The 25,450-nt window shown below is 31.8% G+C and carries 23 protein-coding genes; 13 read left to right on the top strand and 10 right to left on the bottom strand.

Features of this window, described 5'->3' with window-relative positions; genetic code table 11:
* Positions 1-32 precede the first annotated feature (32 nt).
* Positions 33-911 carry a DMT family transporter gene (locus MUN68_RS17390; protein WP_249996992.1) on the bottom strand — a complete coding sequence of 293 codons (879 nt, stop codon included), beginning with the start codon at positions 909-911 and terminating at the stop codon, positions 33-35.
* Between the two features lie 94 nt (positions 912-1,005).
* Here MUN68_RS17390 and MUN68_RS17385 point away from each other — a divergent pair, with 94 nt between their 5' ends.
* Positions 1,006-1,521 (top strand): heavy-metal-associated domain-containing protein, encoded by a 516-nt coding sequence (locus MUN68_RS17385; protein ID WP_249996991.1) that lies wholly within the window; start codon positions 1,006-1,008, stop codon positions 1,519-1,521.
* Between the two features lie 55 nt (positions 1,522-1,576).
* Here MUN68_RS17385 and MUN68_RS17380 read toward each other — a convergent pair whose 3' ends face one another.
* Genes MUN68_RS17380 through MUN68_RS17370 form a run of 3 tightly spaced genes read right to left on the bottom strand, consistent with a single transcriptional unit; the run spans position 1,577 to position 3,197 of the window.
* Entirely contained in the window at positions 1,577-2,098 is a 522-nt protein-coding gene (locus tag MUN68_RS17380; protein ID WP_249996989.1) for a YciI family protein, read from the bottom strand.
* A gap of 14 nt (positions 2,099-2,112) precedes the next feature.
* Positions 2,113-2,580 carry a CYTH domain-containing protein gene (locus MUN68_RS17375; RefSeq protein WP_249996988.1) on the bottom strand — a complete coding sequence of 156 codons (468 nt, stop codon included), beginning with the start codon at positions 2,578-2,580 and terminating at the stop codon, positions 2,113-2,115.
* Between the two features lie 20 nt (positions 2,581-2,600).
* Entirely contained in the window at positions 2,601-3,197 is a 597-nt protein-coding gene (locus MUN68_RS17370; protein WP_249996987.1) for a DUF2238 domain-containing protein, read from the bottom strand.
* 31 nt (positions 3,198-3,228) lie between these two features.
* On the opposite strand from MUN68_RS17370, the gene dinB reads away from it, so the two are divergent.
* Positions 3,229-4,338 (top strand): DNA polymerase IV, encoded by a 1,110-nt coding sequence (gene dinB / locus MUN68_RS17365; protein ID WP_249996986.1) that lies wholly within the window; start codon positions 3,229-3,231, stop codon positions 4,336-4,338.
* Between the two features lie 147 nt (positions 4,339-4,485).
* Here dinB and pyk read toward each other — a convergent pair whose 3' ends face one another.
* From pyk to MUN68_RS17340, 5 genes are all read right to left on the bottom strand, one after another.
* Complete coding sequence (gene pyk / locus MUN68_RS17360) at positions 4,486-5,928, bottom strand: pyruvate kinase (protein ID WP_249996985.1); 1,443 nt, start codon at positions 5,926-5,928, stop codon at positions 4,486-4,488.
* Positions 5,928-6,410, bottom strand: coding sequence for an IPExxxVDY family protein (locus MUN68_RS17355; RefSeq protein ID WP_249996984.1), 483 nt, complete (start codon positions 6,408-6,410; stop codon positions 5,928-5,930). The genes pyk and MUN68_RS17355 overlap by 1 nt, the downstream gene beginning before the upstream one ends.
* A 135-nt stretch (positions 6,411-6,545) precedes the next feature.
* Positions 6,546-7,286, bottom strand: coding sequence for a ribonuclease III (gene rnc / locus MUN68_RS17350; protein ID WP_249996982.1), 741 nt, complete (start codon positions 7,284-7,286; stop codon positions 6,546-6,548).
* Between the two features lie 6 nt (positions 7,287-7,292).
* On the bottom strand, positions 7,293-8,543 hold the full coding sequence (gene fabF, locus MUN68_RS17345; protein ID WP_249996981.1) for a beta-ketoacyl-ACP synthase II: 1,251 nt from the start codon (positions 8,541-8,543) through the stop codon (positions 7,293-7,295).
* Positions 8,544-8,557: 14 nt separating this feature from the next.
* Positions 8,558-8,791, bottom strand: a complete 234-nt coding sequence (locus MUN68_RS17340) for an acyl carrier protein (RefSeq protein WP_033959404.1) — start codon at positions 8,789-8,791, stop codon at positions 8,558-8,560.
* Positions 8,792-8,976: 185 nt separating this feature from the next.
* Here MUN68_RS17340 and purN point away from each other — a divergent pair, with 185 nt between their 5' ends.
* From purN to MUN68_RS17320, 4 genes are all read left to right on the top strand, one after another.
* Entirely contained in the window at positions 8,977-9,543 is a 567-nt protein-coding gene (purN, locus tag MUN68_RS17335) for a phosphoribosylglycinamide formyltransferase (RefSeq protein WP_249996980.1), read from the top strand.
* Complete coding sequence (locus tag MUN68_RS17330) at positions 9,536-10,177, top strand: ribonuclease H1 domain-containing protein (protein WP_249996979.1); 642 nt, start codon at positions 9,536-9,538, stop codon at positions 10,175-10,177. The genes purN and MUN68_RS17330 overlap by 8 nt, the downstream gene beginning before the upstream one ends.
* 55 nt (positions 10,178-10,232) lie before the next feature.
* Entirely contained in the window at positions 10,233-11,159 is a 927-nt protein-coding gene (locus tag MUN68_RS17325) for a PfkB family carbohydrate kinase (RefSeq protein ID WP_249996978.1), read from the top strand.
* Between the two features lie 89 nt (positions 11,160-11,248).
* A complete protein-coding gene (locus tag MUN68_RS17320) occupies positions 11,249-13,147 on the top strand; it encodes an amidophosphoribosyltransferase (protein ID WP_249996977.1) in 1,899 nt (632 codons plus the stop codon).
* A gap of 574 nt (positions 13,148-13,721) precedes the next feature.
* Here the strand turns inward: MUN68_RS17320 and MUN68_RS17315 are convergent.
* On the bottom strand, positions 13,722-14,330 hold the full coding sequence (locus tag MUN68_RS17315) for a superoxide dismutase (RefSeq protein ID WP_249996975.1): 609 nt from the start codon (positions 14,328-14,330) through the stop codon (positions 13,722-13,724).
* Positions 14,331-14,442: 112 nt separating this feature from the next.
* Here MUN68_RS17315 and MUN68_RS17310 point away from each other — a divergent pair, with 112 nt between their 5' ends.
* From MUN68_RS17310 to MUN68_RS17280, 7 genes are all read left to right on the top strand, one after another.
* Complete coding sequence (locus tag MUN68_RS17310) at positions 14,443-17,595, top strand: UvrD-helicase domain-containing protein (RefSeq protein WP_272792391.1); 3,153 nt, start codon at positions 14,443-14,445, stop codon at positions 17,593-17,595.
* 20 nt (positions 17,596-17,615) lie between these two features.
* Complete coding sequence (gene kbl, locus MUN68_RS17305) at positions 17,616-18,809, top strand: glycine C-acetyltransferase (RefSeq protein WP_249996972.1); 1,194 nt, start codon at positions 17,616-17,618, stop codon at positions 18,807-18,809.
* A 133-nt stretch (positions 18,810-18,942) separates the two neighbouring features.
* Positions 18,943-20,304, top strand: coding sequence for an OmpA family protein (locus tag MUN68_RS17300; RefSeq protein WP_249996970.1), 1,362 nt, complete (start codon positions 18,943-18,945; stop codon positions 20,302-20,304).
* A 70-nt stretch (positions 20,305-20,374) separates the two neighbouring features.
* The gene (locus MUN68_RS17295) at positions 20,375-23,137 is read left to right on the top strand and encodes a PD-(D/E)XK nuclease family protein (protein ID WP_249996968.1); all 2,763 of its coding nucleotides are present in this window, start codon (positions 20,375-20,377) and stop codon (positions 23,135-23,137) included.
* Positions 23,134-23,991 (top strand): alpha/beta hydrolase family protein, encoded by an 858-nt coding sequence (locus MUN68_RS17290; RefSeq protein ID WP_394357625.1) that lies wholly within the window; start codon positions 23,134-23,136, stop codon positions 23,989-23,991. Before MUN68_RS17295 ends, MUN68_RS17290 begins: the two co-directional genes overlap by 4 nt.
* 102 nt (positions 23,992-24,093) lie before the next feature.
* Positions 24,094-24,948, top strand: a complete 855-nt coding sequence (locus MUN68_RS17285; protein ID WP_249996966.1) for a helix-turn-helix domain-containing protein — start codon at positions 24,094-24,096, stop codon at positions 24,946-24,948.
* 92 nt (positions 24,949-25,040) lie between these two features.
* Complete coding sequence (locus MUN68_RS17280) at positions 25,041-25,436, top strand: DUF5367 family protein (protein ID WP_249996963.1); 396 nt, start codon at positions 25,041-25,043, stop codon at positions 25,434-25,436.
* The last annotated feature ends 14 nt before the right edge of the window (positions 25,437-25,450 follow it).

The following is a 25,450-nucleotide window of genomic DNA, read 5'->3' as shown; positions in this document are numbered from 1 at the left end:
AAAAATCCGAAGCAGAAATGTTTCGGATTTTTTTATCGCTTTCGTTTATGCGAAAGATAGACTCCAACTAAGATAATGAAACTTCCTAAAGCTTGTGTTGAACTAAAACCTTCGCCATCTAGTAAGCCCCAAACTAAAGCAACCAAAGGCATTAAGTAAGTTACAGAAGATGCAAAAACTGGCGTTGAAATTTGTACCAAAGTATTAAACAAAACCTTAGCTAAAGCAGTTCCAAAAAGGGATAAAATAACAATATATACTAGTGACATTTTAAAATCAGGATGTGTATAAGTATTCTCATTGAAAAAATCAGTAAAACAAAGGACAATAATAGCTGGTATTATAATCGCAATATAATTTCCAGTTGCAATACTCAAAGGCTTTACATGTTGTAAATGTTTTTTAATAATATTCACATTAAGTGCATACATACATGTGGCAATAATAATATATCCAGAAAATAAATAATTTTGATTAGGATTGAGTTCGGCACCTTTCAAAATCAAAATACTAGTTCCTATAAAACCAATAATTACACCTAAAACTTGTCGTCTTGTAGATGCAATTTTAAAGATTGAAAAGCCGAATAATACTGTATTCAAGGGAACTAAAGAGTTTAAAATTGAAGTGACAGCACTATCAATTTCTGTTTCTGCGACAGCAAATAAAAATGCTGGAAAAAATGATCCTAAAAATCCTGATAGTATCACCCATTTCCATTCGTTATTTTTAATAGATTTAATGCTCTTAAAACCAACAATGAAAAGAAAAACTCCTGTTATAATTGTTCGCAAAGCACCTAATTGATAGGGAGACAATCCTAAAAGTGCCTTCTTTATTAAAATAAAAGAGCTTCCCCAAATTAAAGCTAAAACAATTAAATACAACCACTTACTATTAGTGTTTTTCATAACAATCTTTTAACCAGGTCACAAAATTCGTTAATTTTCATGCAAGGAACATCAATATTTATTAAGTTTGTTACAAATACAATATTTAAAAACTATGAATACATTAAAAAACATATTAGTTGTTGCTTTAATATCTGTAAGCGTTATAGCTTGTAAAAATGATGCAAAACCTGAGGTTAAAACTATTGAAACTGAAGTTGCTTCAGAAATCAATACAAATGAAGCAAAGCAATTAGATCCTAATGCCACATATGCAAAAGCAGAATTTGGTATTGAAGGAATGACTTGTGCAATGGGATGTGCAAAAACCATAGAGAAGAAAATTGCTAAAATGGATGGTGTTAAATCTGCTAAAGTTGATTTTGAAAAAGAAATCGCAATGGTAGAATATGATGAAGCTAAAGTAACCACTAATTCTTTAGAAGAAGCAGTCGCAAAAGCAGGAGGTACTTACAAAGTAAAAGACATGAAAACCGTTAAGTCTTTCTCTTCTGAAAAGCATGAATGTTCAGGAAAATGTGACAAAGCATCTTGTGCAAATAAGACAAAAGCTGAAAAAATGGCTTGTGCTAAAGATTGCAAAGAAGCGTGTTGTGCTAAGAAAGCCTAAAACACTTTATAACAGTATAAAAAAAGCCATTCAATAGAGTGGCTTTTTTTATGTCTTATCGTAACGAAAAACCCTTTGCTGCCCACCATGGATGAATTTCAATTTGGAGACGACCAGCTTTAACCATTGGATCAGAATTAGCTAAACTATCTGCCATTTTTTGATTCGGAACATTATAAATTGTAATGCCACGAATATCACCATCATCTCCAAAAGGACCTGATATATCTGCATAACCCAATTCATACATCTTACCTAAATGGGCTAAATGTGCCGTCTGAAGCTGAGTCGCTTCTTCTTCATTTTGATTACGAACTGATCCACGCTTTAAAAATGCAATAAAATACTGCTGCATAATAATAGTGTCTTGAGTTTTTTCATCAACATAATCAAAGATTTGAAAGCCTTTTGATGTGAGTTCTTTTTTAAGTTCTCTAACTGATTTTTTATCTTCAACATCTTTTGTTTCAACAACTTCTTTAATATCATTGTTAATTAGTTCAACCGATGATATAGTATTTTCTTTACAAGCCGAACAAACTAAAACGAGACAAAGTGTAACTAGAATTTTATTCATTATTTATATGTTTTCTACCATGTTTTATATGGCATTAGACTTAATTGAGAATTATAATATTTAATATCACCAGTGACTTCTTTTCCTAACCAATCCGGTAATTCAAACTTTTCGTTTTCATGTTCAAGCTCAACTTCTGCAACAATCAAACCTTCATTATCTACAAAAAATTCATCGATTTCAAAGACATGTTTTCCAGCTTTAACTTCGTATCGCATTTTATCAATAATGCCTTCTTCGCATAAATTTAAAAGTGCTTTAGCATCACTTTTCGAAATTTCTTTTTCCCACTCAAAACGCTTCAAACCATCATTAGTTGACTTGCCTTTTACTGTCAAGTATCCTATTTCTCCCTTAAGCCTAACACGAACAGTACGATTAGGGTCAGTATTTAAAAACCCTTGAATAATTCGTGTGTGTTTGAAAGATTCTGTTTTAAAATCTTCTGAAATCACTAAAAATTTGCGTTCTATTTCAATCATGTCTATTATTAACAGTCGTGTTATAATTTTCTAATTTGAATTGAATGATATTTACCAAAAAGAACCAAACTTAAAATTGCTCCAATAGAAGCATAAAGCATATCCGATTGAGTATCCCAAATATAGCCTTGAGTACCTAAAAAGGAATCTCCTCCTTCTCCAGTTCCTAAAGAAACTGCCCATTCAATAAATTCATAAGTAACGCTAATTGCCATTGCAATACATACGATAATAAAGTTTAACCAATTATTTGAATTAACTACATGTTTTCGAATTAACAATTCTCTTGCAATCATAGCAGGAACAAACCCTTGAGCAAAATGACCAACTTTATCGTAATTATTTCTGGTGTGATTAAAAGTCTCCTGAATCCAATCAAATAATGGCACTTCAGCATATGTATAATGACCACCAATAATTAAAATTACACAATGAAAAAAAATAAGGATGTAGATAAAGTTTGTAAATCTAAACTTTCTGAATGTTATAATGAGAACAAAAACCCCAAGTATAGCAGGCAAAACTTCTAAGAACCAAGTAAAATATTCGAAAGGTTTTATAGCTGACCAAACAAATAATAAAAGTAATACTCCTAAAAGTGTATATATAAGTTTCATAAATGAATCAAAGATATCATAAATTTGTTTTATGATGAACACCTTACCAATAAGAAAAATTATTCACGTCGATATGGATGCTTTTTATGCTTCTGTAGCGCAAATGGATAATCCTGAACTTAAAGGTAAAGCGATTGCTGTTGGTGGTGGAGGTATTCGAGGTGTGATTAGCGCAGCAAGTTATGAGGCTAGAACATTTGGTGTAAAAAGTGCGATGTCTGGCAGGTTAGCAATTAAATTGTGTCCGGAATTAATCTTTGTAAGAACCGATTTTGCACGCTATACAGAAATTTCTAAACACGTACGACGCATCTTTTATGATTATACAGATTTAGTAGAGCCTCTATCCCTCGACGAAGCCTATCTTGATGTCACCGAAAACAAAAAAGGAAATCCGAGTGCATCATTAATTGCTGAAGAGATCCGAACTCGAATTTTTAATGAGGTTGGTTTAACTGCTTCTGCAGGAATTTCAATCAATAAATTTATTGCCAAAGTCGCTAGTGATTATAATAAGCCTAACGGACAAAAAACTGTAAATCCAGAAGAAGTGCTTCAGTTTTTAGAAGTCCTAGATATCAGAAAATTTTATGGTGTTGGTAAGGTTACATCCGAAAAAATGTATCAAAAAGGCATTTTTACAGGCGCAGATTTAAAATCTAAATCTCTAGAATATCTTGATGATAACTTCGGAAAATCTGGACGCTATTATTATCATGTGGTTCGAGGAATTCATAATAGCGAAGTGAAACCAAATCGCATTAGAAAATCTCTGGCTGCCGAACGTACATTTAGTAAAAACTTATCTTCTGAAGTTTTTATGCTTGAGAAGCTTGATCATATAGCTGAAGAAGTTTCAAAACGACTAAACAAAAGTAATGTTGCAGGAAAAACGATAACACTTAAAATTAAGTACAGTGATTTTACGCTCCAAACACGAAGCAAAACTTTGCCTTATTTTATAAATGATAAAAACATCATACTCGATACTGCGAAAGATTTATTGTATCAAGAAAGACTTAATAATTCTGTACGTTTATTAGGCATTTCATTATCTAACTTAAATACTGAAACTTCAAAAACTAAAAAAGTTAAAACGATTGAAAAACCAATTAGTGTTCAATTGAAGTTTGAGTTTTAAAAAATAACCTCACTATATTATATTTAATGAGGTTGTTTTTTGCGTTAGCGATAGAACGTTTAGACTGCGCTCAACGCAGGCTAATTGTTTAAGCTCCTCGAAGAGAGCGAGTAGTGAAAGCGCGACCCTTGTGGTAACGCCCAAATTTTAAAAACTACAACTCTCTATTTCTTTAACTCTTAAAGTATTCACCATTCCTTTTTCTTTAATAGGCATTGCTGCTAAACTAATGAGCATATCACCAACTTCAAGATAGCCTTTTTTACAGGCAATGGCATTAACATCTTCTATCGTTTCGTCTGTAGTTACAAACTTATCATAGTAAAATGATTCAACTCCCCAAAGTAAACTTAATTGAGTTAGAATTCGTTTGTTTGACGTAAATACTAAAATATATGCACTTGGTCTCCATGCCGAAATTTGAAAAGCGGTATATCCACTATTTGTTAGTGTTGAAATAGCTTTAGCATTAATTTCGTTAGCCATATTAGCCGCATGATAACAAATAGATTTTGTAATGTAACGATTGGTGCGAATATGTGGTGGTGATTGAGGCACCTGAATTAAATCTGAATCTTCAACACTTCTAACAATACTTGCCATTTGCTTAATAACTTGTACTGGATAATTTCCAACTGAAGTTTCTCCTGACAACATCACAGCATCAGCGCCATCCATTACAGAGTTAGCAACATCATTTACCTCAGCACGTGTTGGTGTTAAACTTGTAATCATTGTTTCCATCATTTGGGTAGCAATAATTACTGGTATTCTTGCGCGTTTTGCACGTAATACTAATTGTTTCTGGATGAGAGGCACTTCTTCAGCTGGAATTTCAACACCTAAATCTCCACGAGCAACCATTAATCCGTCACAATAGGCAACAATCTTATCTATATTTTCTACAGCTTCAGGCTTTTCAATTTTGGCTATTATTGGAATTTTATGATCACTATGTTCTTTAATTAATGACTCAAGTTCTATTAAATCCTCTGCATGACGAACAAATGATAATGCCATCCAATCAACTTGTAAACTACATGCAAATATGGCATCTTCAATATCTTTTTCTGTAAGAGCTGGTTGCGAAATATTTGTGTTTGGAAGGTTTACACCTTTCTTAGAACGCAATGGACCACCTTGAATGACTTTGGCTTTAACTTCAGATTTTTTATCTGTAGATACAACTTCAAAAATTAATTTTCCATCATCTAAAAGAATACGTTCTCCTGGTTTGGCATCCTGAGGAAATTTATCATAGGTCATGTAAACACGCTCTTTTGTGCCTTCGAAACGTTCTCCTGTTGCAAAAATAATTTCATCGCCTTCATTAACAACGACTTCGCCTTTCATGACGCCGACTCTCAATTTCGGCCCTTGTAAATCACCTAATATTGCAGCGTTATAACCAAACTCTGCATTGAGTTCTCGAATCATTGTGACACGTTCTTTAACATCTTCATAATCGGCATGAGAAAAATTGATTCTGAACACATTTGCGCCTTCTTCAAGCATTCTTTTTAGGACTTCTTTACTACTTGTAGCTGGTCCTAAAGTAGCAACAATTTTAGTTTTCTTTTTTCGTAACATTAATTAAAAATTAAATGATCTTTTGATTTTATCTGATCTACATCTATATTATAAGATGTAATTACTTGTGGTATAGATTGTATTTTATTGAGAATACTCTTCTCATTAAAATTTTGATTTTCGTTAGTGACTTTAATTAAATAATCTACATTTTTAAACTCTGGTAATAAATTATAAGTTTTCATAATCAAATTTTGATTATCAAATAAAGAACCAGAACTCTGCAATGCAGCTTCCTCCTTTTTACAAACATTAGAAACTAAATTCCAAGTTGTATCCATGGTTATATTATCCCACTCATAAATTGCATATGACGCAGCAAAATAATTATAATCTAAATCTTGAGGCTTACGTTTTAAATTTAGATCTAAATATTTATTAAGAAAATAGGCTAATCTATAGTCTTCTAGTCTACAATGTATTGCTAAAAGCACAAAAGAAGTGTCGTAAAAATCGTCTACAAATAACTTATGTAAAGCCATAATTTAATCGCTATCAAATGTAAATATAGAACATTATGACTAGTTTAAGATTAAGTTTTTATTAATCTTAACAGCCTTGGGCTTCGAAAACGTTATAGTACTGCAACTATTTTTTTAAGAATATAAAATAAGGTATTAAAATACTTTGGTAATCTCATTTTGAAATACAAAAAACGCGCGTCTGGATGCTTTTTCTTCGGCTTTTTTCTTAGAAGTTGCTCTCGCTTTAGAAATAACCTTATCGTTAATGGATAATTTAACAGAGAAATGTTTTAAATCATCATTTCCAGTGTCTTCATAAACATTATAATCGAACGATTTTTTTTCTTTTTGACACCATTCAATAAGCAAGCTCTTGTAGCTAATTACCTTACCTTCTAAAGTCTCAATATCAACATGAGGTTTGATTACCTTTTTAAAGATAAATTTATCGCATTTCTTATAACCTTTATCCAAGAAAATAGCACCTACTAGCGACTCAAAAAGATTACCATGTATATTGTTTCCGAAATTTGAAGTCGGTATTTTGCTTACAACTAAATCAATAAGTTTCAGTTCTTTTCCTAACTCATTTAAGTGTTCTCTACTCACAACTTTTGAACGCATCTTAGTTAAGTAGCCTTCATCTCCATGAGGTACTTTTTCAAATAAATAAGAAGCGATAACTGCGCTTAACATAGCATCACCAACAAACTCTAGTCGCTCATAATTAAGAGCGTTGCCTTTATCATCTTTTAAATTTAAAGATCTATGTGTAAATGCTTTTATGTAAAGTTCTTTGTTTTTAGGCTTATAATCCAGTATTTTGGAGAGTTCCAAAAAAAAATTCCCGTCTTTACTAGAACGGGAATTTAATATGTTACGAATGATATTCATTCGTATTTAATCTAATTTTTTGAATAATACACAAGCGTTGTGACCGCCAAATCCAAACGTATTACTCATCGCAACTTTAACGTCTCTTTTTTGTGCTTTATTTAATGTTAAATTAAGTTTAGGATCAATATTTTCATCAACAACTTCGTGATTTATAGTTGGAGGTACAATACCATGTTCCATTGCTAAAATTGAAGCAATAGATTCAATAGCACCTGCAGCACCTAATAAATGTCCAGTCATGGACTTGGTTGAATTTATATTGATATTTTTTGCATGCTCTCCAAACACTTCAGAAATCGCTTTAAGTTCAGCAACATCTCCAAGAGGTGTTGATGTTCCATGCGTGTTGATATGATCAACTTCTTCAGGTTTAACACCAGCATTTTCTAAACAATTTTTCATTACAGCAATAACACCAATCCCTTCTGGGTGAGGTGCTGTCATATGGTGAGCATCAGAAGATAAACCACCTCCTAGTACTTCAGCATAAATTTTAGCTCCTCTAGCTTTAGCGTGCTCATAATCTTCAAGAATAATCGCTCCTGCTCCTTCGCCTAACACAAAACCATCTCTGGTTCCATCAAAAGGTCTTGAGGCTGTTTCTGGACTTTCATTTCTTGTTGATAACGCATGCATCGCATTAAAACCACCCATTCCGGCAATGGTTACAGCTGCTTCACTCCCACCAGTTACAATGATGTCACAATGTCCTAAACGAATGTAGTTTAAGGCATCAATCATTGCGTTGGCAGACGATGCACATGCAGATACAGTTGTATAATTAGGTCCCATAAATCCATGTTTTATAGATATGTTTCCTGGCGCAATATCTGCAATCATTTTAGGAATAAAGAACGGATTAAATCTTGGTGTACCATCTCCTTCAGCGAAATTTAATACTTCATTTTGAAATGTTTCCAAGCCTCCAATTCCTGCTCCCCAAATAACACCTACTCGTAATTTATTTACTTTTTCTAGATCTAACTTAGCATCTATAATTGCTTCATCTGAAGCCACCATAGCATACTGGGTAAATCTATCCATTTTACGAGCCTCTTTTCTTTCTAGAAAATCGGTAGCGTTAAAGTTTTTTAATTCACAAGCGAACTTTGTTTTGAACTTTTCAGTATCAAAATATGTTATAGGTGCAGCACCACTTTTCCCACTTATAAGTGCATCCCAATATTCATCTTTGGTATTGCCTATAGGTGTAAGCGCTCCTAAACCGGTAACTACTACTCGCTTTAATTCCATAAAAATTTATTGGATTATTTTGCTTCTTCTATATAAGAGATAGCTTGACCAACTGTAGCAATATTTTCAGCTTGATCGTCTGGGATTTGAATATCGAATTCTTTTTCAAATTCCATGATTAACTCAACAGTGTCTAATGAATCTGCTCCTAAATCGTTAGTAAAGCTAGCTTCTATAACAACTTCGTTTTCATCAACTCCTAATTTGTCTACGATAATCGCTTTTACTCTTGATGCAATGTCTGACATAATTTTTTAATTTTAAGTTTTAATTAGGTCGCAAAAATAAAAAAACTTTATTTCAATACACACCTTTAGTTTAAAAATGTGTCTGTAATTTACTAAAATAACTTTGAAGATTTTATCTTTTGCGCTCTAATTGTTAATTATTATTCTTTTTTTTGTTCTGAATAATAGTAACTGATTGTCTGTAAATGAAACGTATTGTAATCTTTGCGTCCGGAAGTGGCACTAATGCTGAAAATTTAATTAAGTTTTTTCACAACAGAGAAAATATTTCTGTTATTCAAGTATTTACTAACAATCCTCATGCCAAAGTTTTAGATAGAGCCAAAAAACTTAAAGTTAGCGCATTGTCTTTCAATAAAATAGCATTTACTGAAACTAATGACATATTAAATGCTCTAAAATCAATACAACCAGATTTAATTGTATTAGCTGGCTTTCTTTGGAAGTTTCCGAAGCATATTTTAGAAAAATTTCCTAATAAAGTGATTAATATTCATCCTGCGCTTCTACCAAAATATGGAGGAAAAGGCATGTACGGAATGTATGTTCATGAAGCCATTGTTAAGAATAATGAAAAAGAAACAGGCATCACTATTCATTTTGTAAATGAACACTATGATGAAGGTGCAATTATTTTTCAGGCTAAATGTAAAGTAAATGTTTCTGATTCTGCTCAAGATGTAGCCAACAAAATTCATAAATTGGAAATGGAACACTTTCCTAAGGTGGTCGAAAAACTTTTAAATGAGTAAAAAGAAAAAGAAATATTACACCGTTTGGAAAGGACATCACACAGGTGTTTTTGAATCTTGGAATGATTGTAAAGCGCAAATTAAAGACTTTCAAGGTGCTCAATACAAATCATTCTCAACTTTTGATGCCGCAAAAAAAGCTTTAAAAGGAAATTATTTTGATTATATAGGAAAAAACAAATCGTTTAAAAGCGAACTTACTGCAGAGCAACTTAAACAAATTGGCTTGCCTAATTATAATTCGATTTCGGTAGATGCTGCATCATCTGGTAATCCTGGTATTATGGAATATCGTGGTGTTGAAACCAAATCTAAAAAACAGCTTTTTATTCAAGGTCCTTTTGCTCAAGGCACCAATAATTTAGGGGAGTTTTTAGCATTAGTTCATGGACTGGGATTTCTAAAAAAGCACAATAGTGATTGCATTTTATATACTGACTCAAGAACTGCAATGAGTTGGGTGCGTAAAAAAACCTGCAATTCAAAGTTAGAACGCAATACAAAAAACAAACCCGTTTACGATTTAGTAGATCGTGCAGTACAATGGCTTAAAGACAATGAATATAAGACAACCATTGTAAAATGGGAAACAAAAGCTTGGGGAGAAATTCCTGCAGATTTTGGTCGAAAATAAATTCTTTTTTAAGTTTTCAAAAACCGTATATTTGCAGCAAATTTTAAAACACTTTATGAGCAAATTAGTTATAGTTGGTACAGTAGCTTTTGACGCTATTGAAACCCCTTTCGGAAAAACAGATAAAATACTTGGTGGTGCAGCAACCTTTATTGGATTAGCAGCATCACAATTTAATGTAGATTCTGCTGCAGTATCTGTAGTTGGTGGTGATTTTCCACAAGAATATTTAGACTTATTATCAGACAGAAACGTTAATATTGATGGTATTGAAATTATAAAAGAAGGAAAAACATTCTTCTGGAGTGGTAAGTATCATAATGATATGAATTCTCGCGATACGTTAGTAACAGAATTAAATGTTTTAGAACATTTTAATCCTATCGTACCTGAAGCTTATAAGGATGCAGAAGTTGTAATGCTTGGAAACTTACATCCAATGGTACAACAAGGCGTATTAGACCAAATGACTAAAAAACCAAAATTGGCTATTTTAGATACCATGAATTTCTGGATGGACATAGCTCTTGACGATTTACATGCCGTTATAAAAAATGTCGATGTTATTACAATTAATGATGAAGAGGCGAGACAACTAACTGGAGAATACTCATTAGTAGTTGCTGCTCGAAAGATTCATGAAATGGGTCCTAAGTATGTAGTGATTAAAAAAGGAGAACATGGCGCTTTATTGTTTCATGATGATCATATGTTTTATGCTCCAGCTTTACCTCTAGAAGAAGTATTTGATCCTACAGGAGCTGGCGACACTTTTGCTGGTGGTTTTGCTGGTTATCTTGCAAGCACAGAAGACTATTCGTTTGAGAATATGAAAAACGCAGTTATATTTGGCTCAAATTTAGCTTCCTTTTGTGTTGAAAAATTTGGAACAGAGCGCATGCAAAATTTAACTAAAGATGAAATTGGCTATAGACTGAAAGAGTTCAAACAACTCACTCAATTTAATATTGAATTATCATAAACCAACGCGCTCACAATTGAGCGCGTTTTTTATTAAACACTAAATCCAAAATTAATAATTTTGGTAAACCTAATAACAAGAATACAACAATGAGCGATGCTTTAAAACATGAATGCGGAATTGCACTCATAAGACTAAAAAAACCATTAGAGTATTACAAGGAAAAGTACGGAAGTGCATTTTACGGTGTAAATAAAATGTATCTCATGATGGAGAAGCAGCACAATCGTGGTCAAGATGGAGCTGGTTTTGCGAGTATCAAATTAGATACTAATCCTGGAGAACGATACATAAGTCGCGTACGTTCTATAGCTCAACAACCTATACAAGATATTTTTGCTCAAATTAATGAACGCATTAATGATGAGTTAAATGAGCATCCAGAATACCAAGATAATGTCGCGCTTCAAAAGAAGCACATTCCATATATAGGTGAATTACTATTAGGTCATGTTCGGTATGGTACTTTCGGAAAAAACAGTGTTGAAAGCGTTCATCCATTTTTAAGACAAAACAATTGGATGCACAGAAATCTTATTGTTGCTGGGAATTTTAACATGACCAATGTAAACGAATTGTTTGATGGTTTAGTTGAACTTGGTCAGCATCCCAAAGAAAAAGCGGATACCATCACTATTATGGAAAAAATCGGCCACTTTCTAGATGATGCAGTTAGTAAAATTTATAAAAAACTAAAAAAAGAAGGCTATAGTAAAAGTGAATGTTCACCTTTAATTGCTGAGCGCTTGAATGTTACTAAAATATTGAAAAAAGCAGCTAAAAACTGGGATGGTGGTTATGCAATGGCTGGATTATTAGGTCATGGAGATTCCTTTGTTTTAAGAGATCCTGCAGGAATTAGGCCAACCTATTATTATGAAGATGATGAAATCGTTGCTGTAGCTTCTGAGCGTCCTGTAATTCAAACAGTATTTAATGTTGATTTTGAAGATGTAAAAGAATTAGAACCTGGACATGCAATCATTACAAAGAAATCTGGTGAAGTATTTATTGAACAAATTCTTGAGCCTTTAGAACGAAAAGCTTGTTCATTTGAACGCATCTATTTTTCTCGTGGAAGTGATGCCGAAATTTATCAAGAGCGTAAAAAATTAGGAAAGTTATTAATGCCTAAAGTTTTAGAAGCCATTGAAGGAGATACTAAGAATTCGGTGTTTTCATACATACCAAATACTGCTGAAACGTCATTCTTCGGAATGATAGAAACTGTTGAACAACATCTCAACGAACGAAAAACACAAGCCATATTAGATGGTAACGGAAAACTTTCCGCAGAGAAAGTGACCGAAATACTTTCTGAAAGACCTCGAATTGAAAAAATCGCCATCAAAGATGTAAAACTTAGAACTTTTATTACTGAAGATAGCAGTCGTGACGATTTAGTAGCTCATGTCTATGATGTCACTTATGGTGTTATTCAACCTACTGACAATTTGGTGATTATTGATGATAGTATTGTGAGAGGCACAACGCTTAAAATGAGTATCATTAAAATGATGGATCGTTTAAACCCAAAACAAATTGTTGTGGTTTCATCTGCTCCTCAAATTCGTTATCCAGATTGCTACGGAATTGACATGGCGAATCTTGAAAGTTTAATCGCTTTTAGAGCTATGCTAGAACTATTAAAAGAAAACGATAAATATCATATGATTGAAGACGTGTATCACAAATGTAAAGCACAGCTTGAATTAAAGGACAAGGAGGTCAAAAACTTCGTAAAAGATTTATACAACGAATTTACTGCAAACCAGATTTCTGATAAGATTGCAGAATTAATATCTGATGATACAGTAAAAACGAAAGTGAAAACTATTTTTCAACCCATCGAGAATTTACACAAAGCTTGCCCTAAGAATTTAGGAGATTGGTACTTCACAGGAAACTATCCAACCGTTGGTGGTAACCGTGTAGTTAACAGAGCTTTTATTAATTTCTATGAAGGAAACAAAGAAAGGGCTTACTAGATAAAATACTCAATTTTAGCATTTTACCCGAAAAAAAGCGTTGTTTATCCGATAAAAATGTATTTCATCTAATATTTGTTTAAGGTTAAACAAAATACGCATACATTGGTATCACCATAACATAAGTAGGTTAAGTTCATGGTAGATTTGGGGCAAAAAAAGGTGAACTTCTGTTCACCTTTTTTTATTAACATATGTTTACAACCTTATAACATCTTGTTTTTCAATTTCTTTTCATTACCATCTAAAGCATTTCTTTATTATCACTTATAAACAGCTAAAATTGTAGTTTTCCCCGTTTAAGCCAATTTATTTGTCGTTAGTCTAAAAAATTTAACTATTAGAAAGAAGTGCGCTTATATTTGTTTCACCATAACATAAGTAGGTTAAGTTTATGGTAGATTTGGGGCAAAAAGGTGAACGTAAGTTCACCTTTTTCATTTTAAGTTCAGACCAAAATTAAATTCTCTTCTATTTCCGAAGCATAAAAAAAGCAAACTCAAATGAGCTTGCTTTCATAAATTACTTTTCTATTAGACCTACAAGGTTTTAAAAACCTTGCAGGAAGAAATCGTTACTTTGCTTCTGCGTAACGTCTTTCAACTTCATTCCAGTTTACAACTTTAAAAAAAGCATCAATATAATCTGGTCTTCTGTTTTGATAGTTTAAATAGTACGCGTGTTCCCAAACGTCTAAACCTAAAATTGGAGTTCCTCCGCAACTCACACCAGGCATTAATGGATTATCTTGATTTGGTGTTGAACACACTTCAACCTTTCCGCCTTTATGAACACATAACCATGCCCAACCTGATCCAAACTGAGTTGCTGCTGCCTTACTAAATGCTTCAACAAAAGCATCTTTAGATCCAAATTCTGCTTCGATAGCATCTTTTAAATCTCCAGACAAATAGCCTTTGTCATCTGGATTCATAACGTCCCAAAATAACGAATGATTATAAAAACCTCCTCCATTATTTCTAACACCAGCATTATTCATATCAAGATTTGTTAAAATCTCTCCTATAGATTTACCTTCTAAATCTGAACCTGCAATTGCAGCATTAAGTTTAGTAGTATAACCATTATGATGTTTTGAGTGATGTATTTCCATTGTACGAGCATCAATGTGTGGTTCTAAAGCATCGTATGCGTATTTTAATTTCGGTAATTCGAAAGCCATAATATTATGTTTTTTAAGTTAATATCTAATGATACCAAATTTACATATAAAACAGCGCAATTAAAAATAATAAATAGCTATGAACTCATTGATAGTTTTTATAATTTTAAGCGTGCAAAAGCAAACTCCTTTTACAATTTATAACGCTTCCGCTGGAAGTGGAAAAACCTATACCTTAGTTCAAGATTATTTAAAGATTCTCTTTACTTCAAATAGTCTTTTGACTTTTAGAAACATTTTAGCGCTCACATTTACAAACAAAGCTGTTGGAGAAATGAAGGAGCGTATTATCGACACATTAAAAACATTTTCAGATGCCTCCATTTTAAGTAGCTCAAACAGTATGTTTGAAACCATTGCAAAAGATTTAAATTTAGAGCCTAAAGGATTACACGAAAAATCTAAACTGCTTTTGCACACCATGGTTCATAACTATGCAGCATTTGATATCTCAACTATAGATAAGTTTAATCACAAACTCATTCGCACGTTTGCTCATGACTTAAAACTTCCAGTAGACTTTGAAGTTGAACTCGATACAAAAAACATGTTGGGCAAAGCCGTTGACAAACTTATTGAAAAAGCAGGAAGTGATAAGGAGCTCACAAAAGTATTAGTTGATTTCGCCATAGAAAAAACGGATGATGATAAAAGTTGGGACATTTCTTATGATTTTAATACGATTGCTGAATTATTAATTAATGAAAATGAAATTCCGTACATCGATCAACTTAAAGACAAAACTCTTAATGATTTTAATGCCCTTAAAACCAATTTACAAAAGCAATACAGAACTCATTCTGACCAAGTAGTAGAGGTGGCAAAAAAAACTCTTGAATTAATAAGTCAGTCACAAATAGAACATGCAGATTTTTCTAGCAGTTACTTACCTAAACATTTTATTAAACTCGCTGATGGAAATTTTAATGTGTCGTTTGCTCCTAAATGGCAAAATGATCTTTTAGAGGGCTTTCCAATTTATCCAAAAAAAGTTTCAGATGATGTTGGTGAGACTATTGAAGGTATTCGTCAGCAACTTATAGATGCATTTCATGAAACTAAAAACGCAGTCTTTCAGATTAAATTTTTAAAAAACGCATTAAATAACATTACACCTTTGTCAGTTTTAGGCGCCATTAAAAAAACATTAGACGAACTAAAATTAGAAGATAATCTCTTATTAATTTCTGAGTTCAATGCTATTATTAATAATGAAATTCGCGAACAACCGACGCCATTTATATATGAACGAATTGGAGAGAAATTTAAACATTATTTTATTGATGAATTTCAAGACACTTCAGAGTTACAATGGGAGAATTTAATTCCGTTAGTTGATAGTGCCATTACAGGTCAAAACTTAAAAGGTGAAACAGGAACGGCAATGATTGTAGGTGATGCCAAACAAGCCATTTATAGATGGCGTGGTGGACGAGCTGAACAGTTTATTGATTTATACTCTGAAGGCAATCCATTTCATATAGATAAAACAGTGGAGAACCTTCCATCTAATTATAGGAGTTATAAACGTATAGTTGAATTCAATAATACGTTTTTTAGTCACATTTCAAGTTTTGCGTTTTCAAATGAACAACATCAGCATATTTATAAAAATGCACATCAAGAATTAGTATTTGAAAATGAAGGTTATGTAGAATTGTCTTTTTTAAATATCGATGATGAAGATAAAAACGAATTACAATGCGATGCCGTTTTAAATAGGATTGAAAAAGCGCAACAAAATGGGTTTGCACTCAAAGATATTTGCATCATTGTTAGGCGAAAAAAAGAAGGCATTGCTATTGCCGAATATTTAAGTAGCAAACACTATTCAATAATTTCTTCCGAAACATTGATGCTTAAAAACTCTCCAGAAGTTAATTTTATAGTCCACCTATTAACTCTTGCAATACAACCTAAAAACGATGAAATTAAGATTGAACTCTTAAGTTATTTGGCAGAATATAAATTATCACTAGATGATAAGCATGCTTTTTTTAGTCAATTAATTCATAATGATATTTTTAACCTATTCAAAGCACTCAAAGATTTTGGTTACACATTTGATTTTAATCGGTTTTTACAATTGCCTATTTATGAGGCTATAGAAAGTATCATAAGACAATTTAATCTCAACGCATCCTCAAATGCTTATATTCAGTTTTTCTTAGACGAAGTTTTAGATTATTCTCAGAAATACAACACAAGTCTTTCTGGCTTTTTAGAATTTTGGGATCGAAAAAAAGAGTCTTTAAGCATTGTGTCTCCTCAAGGTGAAAATGCGGTTCAAATTATGACGATTCATAAGTCAAAAGGACTAGAGTTTCCTGTGGTTATTTTTCCTTATGCGAATCAAAATATTTATTTTGATTTAAACCCAAAAGTTTGGATTCCAGTTGAAAAAGACAATTTTAATGGCTTTTCTCATTTGTATTTAAATCAAAATAAAGATCTCAAAGATTATAATGAAACAAGTAACACCATATATAATGACTACCAATCTGAACTTGAATTAGATAGTATTAATTTGCTTTATGTTGTTTTAACAAGAGCTATTGAACACTTATATATTATTTCAGAATTAGATCTTGACAAGAAAACTCAAACCGAAAAACTAAAGCATTATTCAGGATTATTTATTAATTATTTAAAAACCACTAATCATTGGAACGACAATACGCTGACTTACAGCTTTGGGAATCCAATAAAAACTTCAGAAAAACAAAAAGAGACACATAATACCATCTATCAAAATGAATTTATTTCAACAGCTAAAGAAGAACATAACTTAAATATTGTTACAAGTTCAGGATACTTATGGAATACACTTCAAGAAAAAGCCATAGAAAAAGGAAACCTAATTCATGATATTATGTCTGAAATTAAAACAATTGATGATGTTGAACATGTATTAAAAGGTTTTGAAAATTTAGGAAAAGTAAATACGTTACAATATGATGAATTAAAAGTAACTGTTTATGATATTATAAATCACAGTCAGTTACAACCTTATTTTAACTCTGAACACACGATATATAATGAACAAGATATCATGACTAAAGAAGGATATCTTCTAAGGCCAGATCGCGTTGTAATAAATGCTAAAAACGAAGCTGTAATAATCGATTATAAAACAGGTTTAACAAATCCTATACATCAAGAGCAACTTTACGATTACCAATTGGTATTAGAAGACATGAATTTTAAAGTCATTAAAAAAATTCTAATATATATTAATGATGTAATAACAATAAAAGAATTTTAAATTTATAAAAAAAAGGAACCATGTACGGAAAAATTCAAGAACATTTACAATCTGAATTACAACATTTAAAAGAGGACGGACTTTTTAAAGAAGAACGTATTATCACTTCTGCTCAAGGTGCAGAGATTACTTTAAACACTGGTCAAAGTGTATTGAATTTTTGTGCTAACAATTATTTAGGACTGTCATCACATCCAGATGTAATTCAAGCTGCTAAAGATGTTATGGATACTCATGGCTTCGGAATGTCATCTGTTCGTTTTATTTGTGGTACTCAAGATATTCACAAAACATTAGAAGCTAAAATTGCTGAATTTTATGGTACCGAAGACACCATATTATATGCAGCAGCTTTTGACGCAAATGGAGGTGTTTTTGAGCCTTTACTAGGGAAAGAGGATGCAATAATTTCAGATTCATTAAACCATGCTTCAATAATTGATGGCGTTCGTTTGTGTAAAGCTGCTAGATATCGATATAAAAATAATGACATGAGCGATTTGGAGCAACAACTCATTTTAGCAAATGAAAATGGAGCACGTTTTAAAATTATAGTAACTGATGGTGTCTTTTCTATGGATGGCTTAGTTGCTCCTTTAGATCAAATTTCTGATTTAGCAGAGAAATATGACGCAATGATTATGATTGACGAATGTCATGCTACTGGCTTTATTGGCGAAACAGGTCGAGGAACACTTGAAGAAAAAGGAGTTATGGGTCGCATAGATATTATTACAGGAACTTTAGGAAAAGCACTTGGTGGCGCCATGGGAGGATATACGACAGGCAAGAAAGAAATTATCGAAATATTAAGGCAACGATCTAGACCGTATTTATTCTCAAATTCTTTAGCTCCAGCAATAGTAGGCGCATCAATAAAGGTTTTTGATATGCTTTCTAATGATACAACACTAAGAGATACCTTAGAAGAAAATACAGCATATTTCAAAAAAGGTCTTAAAGACGCTAATTTTAATATTATTGATGGTGATTCAGCTATAGTTCCTGTAATGCTTTACGATGCAAAGTTGTCGCAAACAATGGCGAAACTATTATTAGACGAAGGGATTTACGTCATTGGTTTCTTCTTCCCTGTAGTGCCAAAAGAAAAAGCAAGAATTCGTGTTCAATTATCGGCTGCACATACAAAAGCACATCTAGACAAAGCAATTGAAGCTTTTGTTAAAGTAGGAAAACAACTAAATATTATTTAAATTGAGTCCAAACTCCCTAAATTTAATGCAACTAATCAATATTTTTATATATTTGTCTTTGTTAATAAAATTTAACAACTTACTTTTGCTTAGAATTAACACTTATAACACTTAAAATTAAAATTATTAGAATATGAAAAATCTTAGCAGATTATTTTTTGTTTTGTTGCTTGCTTTAAGCTTCAATGCTGGTGCACAAGATGAAAACAACCCTTGGAAAATTAGCATTGGTGTAAATGCAGTTGACATGTATCCAGTTGGAGAAGATGCTCCAAGAGGAGAATTCTTAGATGAATTTTTTAACTTACAAGACCACTGGAATATACTTCCATCTTTATCTACAGTATCTGTTTCTAGATATATAAATAAAGGTTTTAGTTTTTCTGCAACAGGTTCTATTAACGAAATAGAAAAATTTGGTGATTCAAAAGTGAACAATTTATCATACTATGCTTTAGATGGTACAGTTTCTTACAGTTTAATGAATCTTATTAAGTCTAACAGCGTTGACCCTTATTTAGGTGTTGGTGGTGGTTACACTTGGGTTAATGAAATTGGAGCTGGTACTTTCAACGGTACAGTAGGTATCAACTATTGGTTTAGTGATAACTTAGCTTTAACAGCACAAACTTCATATAAGAGTTCTTTTGAAGATTACTTAGTAGATCATTTCCAACATTCAATGGGTATATCAGTTAAATTTGGTGGAAAAGACACTGATTCTGATGGTATCTACGACAAAAATGATGCTTGTCCAGATGTTCCTGGTTTAGAAGCTTTCAATGGTTGTCCAGATTCTGATAATGATGGTATCGAAGATGCTAAAGATGATTGTCCTAACGAAGCTGGTTTAGCTGAGTTTAATGGTTGCCCTGATTCTGATGGAGATGGTGTAGCTGATAAAAATGATGATTGCCCTACTGTAGCAGGTCTTGCAGCTCTTAATGGTTGTCCAGATGCTGATAACGATGGTGTAGCTGATAATGCTGATGATTGTCCTAACGAAGCTGGTCCATCTGCAAACAAAGGATGTCCTTGGGCTGATACTGATGGTGATGGTGTTTTAGATAAAGATGATAAATGTCCTAGCGAAGTTGGAACTGTTGCAAACAATGGTTGTCCAGAAGTTCTTCCTACTGCAGAAGTAATGGAAGAATTAAATAGCTATGCTAGAACAATCTTATTTAACTCAGGTAAGTCTTCTTTCAAGAGTGAAACTGATGCAGTTTTACAAGCAATGTCTGCTATCTTCAAAGAATATCCAAAAGCTAACTTCTCAATTGAAGGTCATACTGATAGTGATGGTGCAAAATCATCTAACCAGTTATTATCTGAAAGAAGAGCAAGTGCTGTTAGAGATTACTTAATTGCTAATGGTATCAATGCTGACAGATTAACTTCTACAGGTTTTGGAGAAGATTACCCAATCGATTCAAACAAAACTAGAGCTGGAAAAGCAAATAACAGACGTGTTGAAGTAAAACTTAAAAAATAAGTTTTATTAAATATTGTAAATAAATTTTAAAAAACGCTCCGAAATTCGGAGCGTTTTTTATTTTTATAACATGGTAAGTTTTTTAAATGATGTTATTGTTGATCTACAAAAAAAGAATGCTGATTTTTCGCAATTAACATTTGTTTTACCAAGTAAAAGAGCAGGAGTATTTCTTAAGAATCAAATCTCAAATCATCTTAACAAAACAATTTTTGCTCCAAAAATTTTATCTATTGAGGAGTTTATAGAAACCCTTTCTGATCTCAAATACGCTAACAATACAGAGTTACTGTTTGAGTTTTATAAAGTATACTTATCACACACACCAAAAGATCAAATTGAACCCTTTGATACGTTTTCAAAATGGGCTCAAATGCTTCTACAAGATTTTAATGAAATTGATCGTTACCTAGTTTCTCCAAATCACATCTTTGATTACTTGAATGCTATTAAGGAGATTGAACATCAACACTGGTCTCTTGAAGAAAACCAAACCCCTTATGTAAAAAATTACCTCTCATTCTGGAATCGTTTAAAATTATTTTATACAGAATTCAGCAATCAACTTATTAAAAATAAAAAGGGATATCAAGGACTTGTATATAAAGAAGCTATTGAAAATCTTGAACAGTTTATAGATACGCAAGACAATGAAACATATGTATTTATTGGTTTTAATGCACTTAACAAAGCGGAAGAAATAATTATACAAGAACTTCTTCAACAAAACATAGCTAGTATATATTGGGACATTGACGCTAGCTTTGTAAAGGATCAAATACATGATGCAGGCTTATTTATTAGAGCTCACAAATCACAATGGCATTATTTTAATAATGAGGACTTTAATTGGTTATCGAATTATTATAATTCAGAAAAAAAAATAAACTGTATTGGTGCACCCAAAAACATTGGTCAAATCAAATATGTTGGTGAATTATTATCTGATTTAAAACAACAAAATGCTACTTTAGAAAATACAGCAATTGTATTAGGAGATGAATCTTTACTTATTCCATTACTAAATTCTATTCCTAAAAACATTGGGCCTATAAACATCACAATGGGTTTACCTTTAAGTAGTATTCCAATGGCTTCACTATTTGAAAGCCTATTCAGGTTACATAAATCAAGCACTACTAAATTTTACCATAAAGATGTTATTACAATTTTATCTAATCAATTTATTAAACCCCTTTTCAATACAGAAAATGATAATATTTCAGATTACATTAATAGTGAAATTCAACAAAACAATATTAGTTATTTAACTATTGATCATTTAAAAACCCTCGCTGGCACCAAGTCAGAAATAATAAAATTGCTGTTTGAGACATGGCAAAACAATTCTAAAATAGCATTAGAACAATGTGCTAAATTAATATTAGAATTAAAAAATGTATTGGACCAAAACAAGCAAAACAATTTATTAGCTTTAGAATACTTATACCGCTTTAATGTTGTTTTTAATGAGCTAAATACATTAAATAACACCTATTCATATATAAACAACATTTCAGTACTTTTTGGGCTATATAAAGAGATTTTAAAGAACGAAACCTTAGATTTTAAAGGTGAACCTCTAAAAGGTTTACAAATTATGGGTATGTTAGAATCAAGAGTTCTTGATTTTGAAACTGTTATTCTTACATCAGTAAATGAAGGGATCCTACCAGCAGGTAAAAGTAACAGTTCGTTTATTCCTTTTGATGTAAAGCTTGAAAACAGTATGCCAACTTATAAAGAAAAAGATGCAGTGTACACTTATCATTTTTATAGATTGCTACAACGAGCAAAAGACATACACATCATTTATAATACAGAACCAGATGTTTTAAATGGAGGCGAAAAAAGTCGGTTTATTACACAATTAGAAATTGATAAAACGCATAACATTAAGCACAATTTAGTCTCGCCAAAAGTACCAATAACAGAATGTAATCTTATTGAGATATCAAAATCGTCTGAAATTATTGACGAATTGAAACGCTATTCAAAATCCGGATTTTCACCATCAGCTCTTACAAATTACATAAGGAATCCTCTTGCATTTTATTATGAAAAAATACTAGGAATAAAGCAATATGAAGATGTTGAAGAAAGTGTTGCTTTAAATACTCTAGGAACAATAATTCATAATACTTTAGAAGACTTCTATAAACCAATTGAAGGGCAAATCTTAACACTAGAAATTATTTCCGAAATGGTGTCAAAAATAGACGATACAGTAAGTCACCATTTTAAAACAGAATACAAACAAGGTGATATCACTAAAGGTAAAAATCTTATTATTTATAAAATAGCCAAACACTATATATTGAATTTCTTAAAACTTGAAAGTAAAGACATAAAAGAAGGAAATACAATTAAAATCTTAGCTATTGAAACCAAAAATGAAGTACCAATAGACATTGATGGCTTAGAATTTCCAATTATTTTAACTGGTAAAGTCGATCGTGTAGATATCTATAATGGTATCACAAGAATTATTGATTATAAAAGCGGACGCGTAGAACAAAACAAAGTCGAAATTGTAAATTGGGAAGACATTAGCTCAGATTATGATAAATACAGTAAAAGTTTTCAAATATTAATGTATGCTTATATGATGTATAAACAGAAAAAGATTGTTTTACCAGTTGAAGCAGGTATTATATCATTTAAAAAATTAAGTTCAGGTTTTATCAAATTCGGAAAAAAAGCATCCAAAGGCACAAGAACTAAAGACAACATAATAACTGAAGAAACATTAATTGCCTTTGAAATAGAATTAAAAAAACTCATCTCCGAAATCTGTGACCCTAATATTAATTTTATAGAGAAAGACGTTTGATAACCGTTATAAAAAATCAAATTCGTTGTCGAGTAAATAACAAATCTATTGTTTGGGATGCCTTTTTCAAATCTGATAGAGAAAAAAAACCTCTCGTTATCTTTTGTCATGGCTACAAAGGCTTTAAAGATTGGGGAAGTTGGAATATGGTAGCTGAAGCCTTTAGTAATCAGAACCTTTTTTTTATTAAGTTTAATTTTTCACACAATGGAGGAACCATTGAAGACCCAATAGATTTTCCAGATTTAGAAGCGTTTGCCGAAAACAACTACACTAAAGAACTTACTGATTTAGAGGATGTGCTCAATTTTATTCTTTCTGAAAACTTTCAGTTTAAAAATGAGATTGATATCACAAATATTACGCTTATAGGTCATTCTAGAGGTGGTGGAATTTCCATTATAAAAGCTTCAGAAGATAAAAGAATTACAAAACTAATCACTTGGGCTAGTGTAAGTGATTATGAATCACGTTTTGGCTCAAATGATGAGAAAAACGAATGGTATAAAAATGGTGTAAAGTATGTTTTAAATGGCAGAACAAAACAACAAATGCCTCATAACTATCAATTTTTTGAAGATTATGAAGCCAACCAAAAACGTCTTAACATCCAAAATGCAACAAGAAAATTGAATATCCCATTTTTAATTATTCATGCAGTAGAGGATCCTTCAGTTAAATATATGGAGGCTGAAAATCTACATTCATGGAATTCTAATAGCAAACTTTTCAAAATTGAAAACTCAAACCATGTTTTTGATGCCTCTCATCCATGGGAAAAAGATAAGCTTCCAGAAACCTTAAATCTTGTGGTAGAAAAAAGTATTCATTTTATAAAAAACACATGTTCTTGAGGAGTTATTTAAATGAAAATTAAATCCTATTTACGATATCTCTTTCGCAAAAACACAAATAATTTGTAGTTTTAAAGAACTATGATGTATTCATACTAAAATATGACAAGAGATATTATTGATATAAATGATTTTACCATTTTAGTTGAAGAAGCTAAAGTCAATCAACTGACTATTGATTCATGTTTTTTTGATGAACCAATAATTGCTGTAGCTTTTTATGGATCTGGAAATGTTGATTTAACAGTCCAATTCGGAAATAAAAAGAAAGCATTTAACTACACTAAAGGTTTAGCACTATCATTTTATGCTGATGAAAATGTAGAATTTATACATTCAGTATCTTCCACAAAACCATTAGAATGCATTGTAATAGCAACCTCAACAGCTACAATAGATCAACTACCTAATCATGAAGGTGAATTGTTTGGAGAAATGCTTAACCAATTAATGAATCCTTCAGATCATTACGTTGAAGGTCCTAGTTTCATAATGACTCCAGAAATGCAATCTATTATTGATTCGTTATTCAATATTAAGTATGAAGGCAAGACTAAAATGATGTTTTTTAGAAGTCAGATAACAACACTTTTGTCTCACTTTTTTGGGGAATTAGCAAGTTTAAAAACAGAAAAAATAAAATCGCCTGAACGTGAGAAATTAAATCTGGCAAGAGATATTTTACTCAAAAACATTGATAACCCTCCTTCTCTTAGTGAAATTTCTAGACAAATCGGTTTGAACACTTTCAAATTAAAAAAGAATTTCAAGGAACTATTTGGTGTTCCCGTTTTTAAATACCTTCAAAATGAGCGACTTACTTTGGCTCATAAAATGATTCGAAATCAAGAATCTACAGTTCAAGAAGCCGCATGGCATGTAGGTTATGAAAGCCTTAGTTCCTTTTCAAATGCCTTTGAAAAAAAGTTTGGTTATCGGCCTAGTCAAATCAAGTAAGCTCCTTTTCGAACAAATCATAATTCTTTTCAAATAAGTTCTTCCTTGAGAGCTGCAATACATTTGTCTTATAATTAAAAACTTATACAGACATGAAAATTAAACGTGCAATTTTAACAGGCATAGTGATTTGGATAATAGCTGTTCTTCTATATGCGATTTCCTTCTATGTTTCAATTTTAGAAGATTCAATTACACAAGCAAACATTACGCTTTTTATAGTTGTAATGCCACTTGTTTGGTACGGTTGCAAACACTACTACAAAAAAGACAAACAAACTCATGGAATTAAAGTTGGACAAACAATGCTGTTAACGAGTGTTGCTTTAGATGCTTTAATAACAGTACCATTATTTGAAATTCCAAATGGTGGAAATCATTATAGTTTTTTTACAACTCCTAGCTTTTGGATTATAGCATTTGAGTTTGTTTTAGTAGCTACTTTATACTGGTATTCTAATGTGTATATAAAAGCTAACAATAAATAAAATTGATCATTCTG

The organism is Psychroserpens ponticola (genome assembly GCF_023556315.2).
GTDB classification, from domain to species: domain Bacteria; phylum Bacteroidota; class Bacteroidia; order Flavobacteriales; family Flavobacteriaceae; genus Psychroserpens; species Psychroserpens ponticola.
This window is presented reverse-complemented; position numbering and strand designations above follow the sequence as displayed.